This window comes from Geomonas sp., assembly GCF_035254065.1.
Classification (GTDB): Bacteria; Desulfobacterota; Desulfuromonadia; order Geobacterales; family Geobacteraceae; genus Geomonas.
On record NZ_DATFBA010000196.1, the window covers coordinates 23,123 to 29,826 of the forward strand.

At 62.5% G+C, this 6,704-nt stretch carries 6 protein-coding genes and 1 tRNA gene; 4 read left to right on the forward strand and 3 right to left on the reverse strand.

The window, feature by feature from the left end; genetic code table 11:
• Positions 1 to 157: 157 nt before the first annotated feature.
• The gene (locus tag VJ604_RS09425; protein ID WP_324081899.1) at positions 158 to 1,480 is read right to left on the reverse strand and encodes a sensor domain-containing diguanylate cyclase; all 1,323 of its coding nucleotides are present in this window, start codon (positions 1,478 to 1,480) and stop codon (positions 158 to 160) included.
• A gap of 253 nt (positions 1,481 to 1,733) precedes the next feature.
• On the opposite strand from VJ604_RS09425, the gene VJ604_RS09430 reads away from it, so the two are divergent.
• Positions 1,734 to 2,255 carry a DUF4337 domain-containing protein gene (locus tag VJ604_RS09430; protein WP_324081901.1) on the forward strand — a complete coding sequence of 174 codons (522 nt, stop codon included), beginning with the start codon at positions 1,734 to 1,736 and terminating at the stop codon, positions 2,253 to 2,255.
• A 115-nt stretch (positions 2,256 to 2,370) separates the two neighbouring features.
• Here the strand turns inward: VJ604_RS09430 and sucD are convergent, their stop codons facing one another.
• Positions 2,371 to 3,258 (reverse strand): succinate--CoA ligase subunit alpha, encoded by an 888-nt coding sequence (gene sucD / locus VJ604_RS09435; protein WP_324081903.1) that lies wholly within the window; start codon positions 3,256 to 3,258, stop codon positions 2,371 to 2,373.
• Positions 3,259 to 3,417: 159 nt separating this feature from the next.
• A complete protein-coding gene (sucC, locus tag VJ604_RS09440; protein ID WP_324081905.1) occupies positions 3,418 to 4,578 on the reverse strand; it encodes an ADP-forming succinate--CoA ligase subunit beta in 1,161 nt (386 codons plus the stop codon).
• 238 nt (positions 4,579 to 4,816) lie between these two features.
• Here sucC and VJ604_RS09445 point away from each other — a divergent pair, with 238 nt between their 5' ends.
• The 3 genes from VJ604_RS09445 to VJ604_RS09455 all read left to right on the forward strand — a co-directional run.
• Positions 4,817 to 5,947 carry a THUMP domain-containing class I SAM-dependent RNA methyltransferase gene (locus VJ604_RS09445; RefSeq protein ID WP_324081907.1) on the forward strand — a complete coding sequence of 377 codons (1,131 nt, stop codon included), beginning with the start codon at positions 4,817 to 4,819 and terminating at the stop codon, positions 5,945 to 5,947.
• A 77-nt stretch (positions 5,948 to 6,024) separates the two neighbouring features.
• Positions 6,025 to 6,101, forward strand: a tRNA-Ile gene (locus VJ604_RS09450).
• 120 nt (positions 6,102 to 6,221) lie between these two features.
• Positions 6,222 to 6,704: Nif3-like dinuclear metal center hexameric protein (locus VJ604_RS09455; protein WP_324081909.1), on the forward strand; the 483-nt coding region annotated here is incomplete at its 3' end.

The window sequence follows — 6,704 nt, forward strand, 5'->3', positions numbered from 1 at the left end:
CTCTTAACACCGTTCGCCCTGAGCCTGTCGAAGGGTGGCTTGTAAAGGTCGGGAAGTGTGTGCTTCGACAGGCTCAGCACGAACGGCGACCGACTCTGCACTGATTTGGTGATGATGTCTCGATTAACGGGCAGGATATGAGAGAGGTTTAGACAAGTCAGATAATGGGGGCCGGAACACCGGTTATCTTCCATTGATTCGGGGGGTGCAGCGGAGGGGCGGATTTGCCTGCGCTGCGCCCTTTTTTGTGCCGGTACATCCTCTGGTCCGCGATGCGCCAGGCGGCCATCAGCTCATCGCCGTGGTGGGCGGTCGCCGCGCCGATGGAAAGGCTGAGCGGATTGCCTCCGTGTTCGGCGTTACTGAGGGCGAGGTGCTGCTGGAGACGCTCCATGGCCTCCTTCAGGGCGATCTCGTCGGTGTTGGGGAGCAGCGCGGCGAACTCGTCACCGCCGATCCTCGCGGCCACGTCCTCCCTCCTGAACGCCGCCCTGAACACCTCCGCCGTGTGCTTCAACAACTCGTCCCCCGCCGCGTGCCCCTGCTGATCGTTGGTCTCCTTGAGCCTGTCCACGTCCGCCATCACGATGCTGACCGGGAACTTCCTCCCCTTTTTCAACCGGTCCAGCTCCTCGTCGAAATAGGCCCGGTTGTAGATGCCGGTCAGCATGTCGTGGGTGCTCAGGTAGCGCAGCCTTGACTCGGAGCGCTTGCGCTCGGAGATGTCGAGCAGCGCCCCCACCACCCCTCCCACCGAGCTGTCGGAGTTGTTGAAGGTGGCGCTGTAGAAGATCACGTCGCGGTTTTCGCCGCCGGCGCAGGTGATGGTGGCTTCGAAGGAGTGCGGCCCCTGGCTGGCATCGGACTCCTGCTCGCCGCGTGAGTAGAGCTGGGCGAGGTCCGGGGGGAGGATCTCGAAGATGCTCTTGTTGACGATCTCCCCGCGCTTCATGCCGATCTGCTCCTCGAACGCCTTGTTGCAGCCGAGGTAGAGCCCGCGGGAGTCGTTGTAGAAGATCGGGGTGGGGAGGGTGTCGATCAGGACCTGGATGAAGTCGAGCTTTTCACGCAACTCCCGTTCCGCGCGCCGATGCTCCCTGCGCACCACGGCCTCGGCCAGTTCCCGTTTCACGGCCGGCACCAGCCTGGACAGGTTCCCCTTGAGCAGGAAGTCGTGGGCGCCCGCGCGCATCGCTTCCGCCGCCTTTTCCTCACCGACCTTGCCCGATATCATGATGAACGGGGTGTCTGACCCCTTCTGCGTGGCCATCTCCAAAGCCGCCAACCCGCTGAAACCGGGGAGGTTGTAGTCGCAAAGGATCACGTCCCAGCTGGACTGCTCCAGAGCATCCCGCAGGTCCGCCGCGTTGTCCACCTGGTGCCACTGGACACGGAAGCCTTCCTTCTCAAGCTCCCGCACCATGAGCCTGGCGTCCTCGGGCGCATCCTCGACTATCAAGGCTCTGAGTACGCTCTCCATTTTCTCTACTCTCCCTGCCTGCTCGTGGAGTTCCGACTGTCCGGCCAGTCGGTCCGCCGGCCCCCTGCCGGCTAGTAACAGTGGTATTGTCGGGTGGGGTACTAATGGGTAAACACAAGAGTTATAACAGTATCATCTGTCACGACTAATGCAATCAACACGGTGCATTTCTTTAAAGATAGCACTTTTCCGACACACTTTACCTCATTGCCAGTTCTGTTATAATGCGGCGAATTTCGACCGGAGGTAAGGTATGGCTGAAGAAAAAAAAGAACCTTGGCTGAATTGGCTGGCACTGAGCACCATCATCCTTGCTGTCTGCGCCACCATGGCTACCTTCAAGGGGGGTGGCTTTTCCACCCGCTCGGTATTGTCACAGACGCAGGCTTCTGACCAGTGGGCCTTCTATCAGTCCAAGAGCATCAAGGGGTATCTGTACGAGATGCAGAAGGATCAGTTGGAACTCCAACTGAAGACACACCCGTCGCTCGAGGATGAGTATCAGAAAAAGCTTGATGGTTACGCGGCGAAGATCGCCAAGTATGAAACAGAGAAGGCGAAGATACAGGCTGATGCCAAGAGGCTGGAGGCGTTGCGTGACGACGCGCAACAGCACAGCAAGGCCTTCGGGGTGGCAGTCATCTTCCTGCAGATCGCCATCCTCTGCTCCTCCATCGCGGCCCTGCTCAAGAAGAAGTACATCTGGGTCATCGGCATGATGTTGGGCATTTACGGTATAGTGCAGTTTGTGAACGGCTTTTTCCTGTTCATGTAACCTACAAACAGAGCGGGCGCCCACCTGGGGCGCCCGTACCTTGTCGAATCCCTGGGAGCGGCGGTCCCGCATGGCCGCCTGCTCTCCTGCACCAACCCCGCCGCTGCGGCCTCGGCTAGGGGCTAGCCGCCCCGCCCTTCATCAGTTCCAGCATCGTGCTCCCCATCTTGGTCGGGCTGGGTGACACCGCCACCCCTGCCTCGGTGAGGGCCCGGATCTTGTCCTCGGCTTTACCCTTGCCGCCGGTGATGATGGCTCCCGCGTGTCCCATCCTCTTGCCGGGAGGCGCGGTGACGCCAGCGATGAAGGCCCCCACCGGCTTCTTCATATGTTCCTTGATCCACTCCGCCGCCTCTTCCTCGGCGCTCCCCCCGATCTCGCCGATCATGAAAACGCCATCCGTCTCCGGGTCGTCATTGAAGAGCCTCAGCACGTCGATGAACTTCATCCCTATAATCGGGTCGCCCCCGATGCCGACGCAGGTGGATTGGCCGAGGCCGACGTCTGTCAGTTGCTTGACCGCCTCGTAGGTGAGGGTGCCGCTGCGTGAGACCACGCCGATCCGGCCCGGCTTGTGGATGTAGCCGGGCATGATCCCCACCTTGCAATGGCCGGGGGTGATCACACCGGGGCAGTTGGGACCCACCAGCCTGGTCGCGCTTCCCGCCTGCACCTGGCGGGCGAGCACCATGTCCCGGACGGGGATCCCTTCCGTTATGCAGACCGCCAGGGCAAGTCCCGCGTCGCACGCTTCCAGGATGGCATCGGCGGCCCCGGGCGGCGGGACGAAGATCATGGAGACGTTGGCGCTCGTATAGCGGACCGCCTCCTCCACCGTGTTGAAGACCGGGATCCCCTCGATGTGGATCCCTCCCTTGCCCGGTGTCACCCCTGCCACGATGCGGGTGCCGTAATCGCGGCATTGCTGGGTGTGGAAGAGCCCGCTCCTGCCGGTGATCCCCTGGACCACCACTCGTGACTCGCTATCTAGAAGGATCGACATAAAGCCCCCGTCGTTATCTTATTTCGTGATGGTCCAATAGTCCCCTCTCCCCCCGGAGAGGGTTAGGGTGAGGGGAATTGCCTACCGCCTGACACTGTCGCCTGCGCCGGGTTCCCTCACCCCCGGCCCCTCTCCCGCAGGGCGAGGGGAGACGTGGCGCTAGCCTTTCAGCATGGAGACGATCTTGGACGCGCCGTCGCCGAGGTTGTCGGCGGACTGCACGTTCAGCCCCGATTCGGCCAACAGCCGCTTCCCTTCCTCGACCTGGCTGCCGTCCATGCGCACCACGATCGGGAGGGTGCAGTGCATCTCGGCCGCCGCCTCGATGATCCCCTGCGCGATCACGTCGCAGCGCATGATGCCGCCGAAGATGTTCACGAACACACCGCGGGCGTCGCTGTCTTCCAGGATGATCTTGAAGGCCTCCGCGACCTTCTCGCGGGTCGCGCCGCCACCCACGTCCAGGAAGTTGGCCGGCTCCCCGCCGTACTCCTTCAAAACGTCCAGGGTTGCCATGGCGAGCCCCGCCCCGTTCACCATGCAGCCGATGTTGCCGCTGAGCTTGATGTAGGAGAGGTCGAACTTGCCGGCGGTGATCTCCAGGGCGTCCAGCTGGGAGTAGTCCATCATGTCGGGATATTCGTGGTGCCTGAAGACGGCGTTGTCGTCGAAGGTGATCTTTGCGTCCATGGCCAAGAGCCAGCCGGCGCGGGTAACCACCAGCGGGTTGATCTCCACCAGGAAGCAGTCCTTTTCCAGGCAGAGGCGGTACAGGTTCAGCATCAGCTGCACGCAGTCCTCGCAGATGCTGCCGGTGAGCCCCAGCTTCAACGCGAATTTCCTCGCCTGGTAGGGGCGCAGGCCGGTAACGGGGTCTATGGTGAAGATGTGGATCTTGTCGGGGCTGCGGCGGGCCACCTCTTCGATCTCGACGCCACCTTCGGCGCTGGCGATCACGCAGTAGCGGGAGGAGGCGCGGTCCAGGGTGATGGAGAGGTAGAATTCCCGCGCGATATCCACCGCCTCCTCGACCAGGATCCGGCGGACCTTGAGCCCTTCCGGACCCGTCTGCGGGGTCACCAGCCGCTTGCCGAACAGTTCCTTCCCCAGTTCCTGTGCCTGCTCGGGATGGTGCACGAGCTTGACACCGCCCCCTTTCCCCCTGCCCCCGGCGTAGATCTGGGCCTTCACCACGCAGTGGCCCGCCAGCTCCTTGGCCGCCCGCTCGACCTGGTCGGAGGTCAGGGCGACCCTGCCGCGGGGAACGGGGATACCGTAGCTTTGCAGGATATCCTTCGCCTGGTATTCATGAATGTTCATGCTGGCTCCCTTTCATCGCGAATGAGAAACAATGCATTTCTATCATGAAAGGGGCGCTTAGCAAGGACCGGTACCTTTTTTCGGCGCCAGCCGGGGCGTCAGCCAGCGCTCCCTTTCTGGGTAAAGTGTATCATTTGCATTGCGCGTGGCTGACGGGGGAGTGTATAGTCCTCATGAGAGTGCCGGCAAGGGCCATTAATTGGCAGCGGCGGCTTTCAATCTAACCATCGGACAGGATATGAAAGAGCATTGTTTTTTCGCCACCACCGCCAAGGGGGTTGAGGAGGTGCTGGCCGCTGAGCTCACCGCGCTCGGTGCCAGCGGGGTGACCCGGGAAAGCGGCGGCGTCAGCTTCGGCGGCGGGATGGAAGCGGCCTACCGCGCCAACCTCTGGCTGCGCACGGCGAGTCGGGTGCTGATGACCCTGGCGGAGTTTCCCTGCGAGACGCCGGAGCAGCTGTACGACGGCGTCCGCGCGATCCCCTGGACCAGCTACCTGACCACCGGCATGACGCTGGCCGTCGACAGCAACGTGAGGGACTCGGCCCTTACCCATTCCGGCTTCGTGGCACTGAAGACCAAGGACGCCATCGTCGACACCCTGCGTGACCGCTTCGGCAGCCGCCCCAGCGTCGATACCAAGGACCCTGACCTCCGGATCAACGTGCGGTTGTTCAGGAACCGCTGCACCGTGAGCCTCGACTGTTCGGGGATGCCGCTGGACCGCCGCGGCTACCGGCTTGAGCGCCACGAGGCGCCGCTCAAGGAGAACCTGGCGGCGGCCCTGGTGGAGCTTTCCGGCTGGGACGGCAGCGTCCCCTTCGTGGACCCCATGTGCGGCACCGGCACCATCGCCATCGAGGCGGCCCTGAAGGCGCTGCGCATCCCTCCCGGGCTCTTGCGCGCCGGCTTCGGTTTCCAGCGCTGGCCCAACTACGACCGGCTGTTGTGGAGCAGGCTGGTGAAAGAGGCGCGACAGGGGAGGCTCGACGCGCTGCCGGCGCCCGTCGTCGGCTCGGACATCTCGCACTCCGCTATCGCCATGGCTCACCAGAACGCCAAGCGGGCCGGGGTGGGGGAGTTTATCCAGCTGGAGAGGTGTCCGGTCGGGGAGCTGATCCCGCCGCCGGGGCCGGGTGTAATGGTGCTGAACCCTCCCTACGGCAAGCGGTTGGGGGAGGAGGAGGCGCTGCGCCCCCTGTACAAGGAGGTCGGGGACGTGCTCAAGCAGCGTTGCAAGGGGTACACCGCCTACCTCTTCACCGGCAACCTGCAGCTGGCCAAGTCGGTCGGCCTGAAGGCGGCCAGGAGGATCGTCCTTTTCAACGGTCCCATCGAGTGCCGGCTTTTGAAGTACGAGATGTACTGAAGAGGGCTAAATCGGCGTCGTCATTCAAATACCTTGACACCCTTTTCCTTTTCACCTATAGTTAAATTTCGCTTTTCGGGCCTATAGCTCAGTTGGTTAGAGCTACCGGCTCATAACCGGTCGGTCCCAGGTTCGAGTCCTGGTGGGCCCACCACCTCTACAATTAGGATGATGTGGGGATGCCCTTAAAGCACCTGGTCAGACGAGAAAATACACGTAAAGTGGGGAAAAAGAGTGCACACCAAGCGGTTGCACTCTTTTTCTTTTGTGCGCGATGATTACTCCAAGAGTTTCAGATATAGTCGGAATCACTGGCAAAATTGCTCCGAACGGCCTTGCGGAAGCCTGGGATAACGTGGGGCTGCAGCTGGGGGACCCGGCCAGCCAGGTCTCCCGGATCATGGTGGCGCTGGACCCGGGGAGCCCGGCGGTGGAGGCTGCAGTCGAGGCCCGCTGCGGACTCCTGATCACGCATCACCCCTTCATCTTCACCGCGCTGAAAAAGATTTCCGCGACGGACGAAACCGGCCGTCTCGCCATCCTCGCCGCGAAGAACGACCTTTCCATCGTCTCCCTGCACACCAACTACGACATCGCCCCGGGGGGGGTGAACGACCTCCTGGCCGAGCGGCTGGGTGTCGAGGGGACGAAGCCCTTGCGGGTGACCGGGGGGGATGAGTACCTGAAGCTCGTGCTCTTCGCGCCGTGCGGCTTCGAGGAGGGGCTCCTGGAGGCGCTCTCCCCGTTCATGGCCAAG

What these genes read in the sequence shown, in the direction of transcription:
- VJ604_RS09425 (WP_324081899.1), bottom strand. Translation starts at nt 1,480, where the DNA reads ATGGAGAGCGTACTCAGAGCCTTGATAGTCGAGGATGCGCCCGAGGAC.
- VJ604_RS09430 (WP_324081901.1), top strand. Translation starts at nt 1,734, where the DNA reads ATGGCTGAAGAAAAAAAAGAACCTTGGCTGAATTGGCTGGCACTGAGC.
- sucD (WP_324081903.1), bottom strand. Translation starts at nt 3,258, where the DNA reads ATGTCGATCCTTCTAGATAGCGAGTCACGAGTGGTGGTCCAGGGGATC.
- sucC (WP_324081905.1), bottom strand. Translation starts at nt 4,578, where the DNA reads ATGAACATTCATGAATACCAGGCGAAGGATATCCTGCAAAGCTACGGT.
- VJ604_RS09445 (WP_324081907.1), top strand. Translation starts at nt 4,817, where the DNA reads ATGAAAGAGCATTGTTTTTTCGCCACCACCGCCAAGGGGGTTGAGGAG.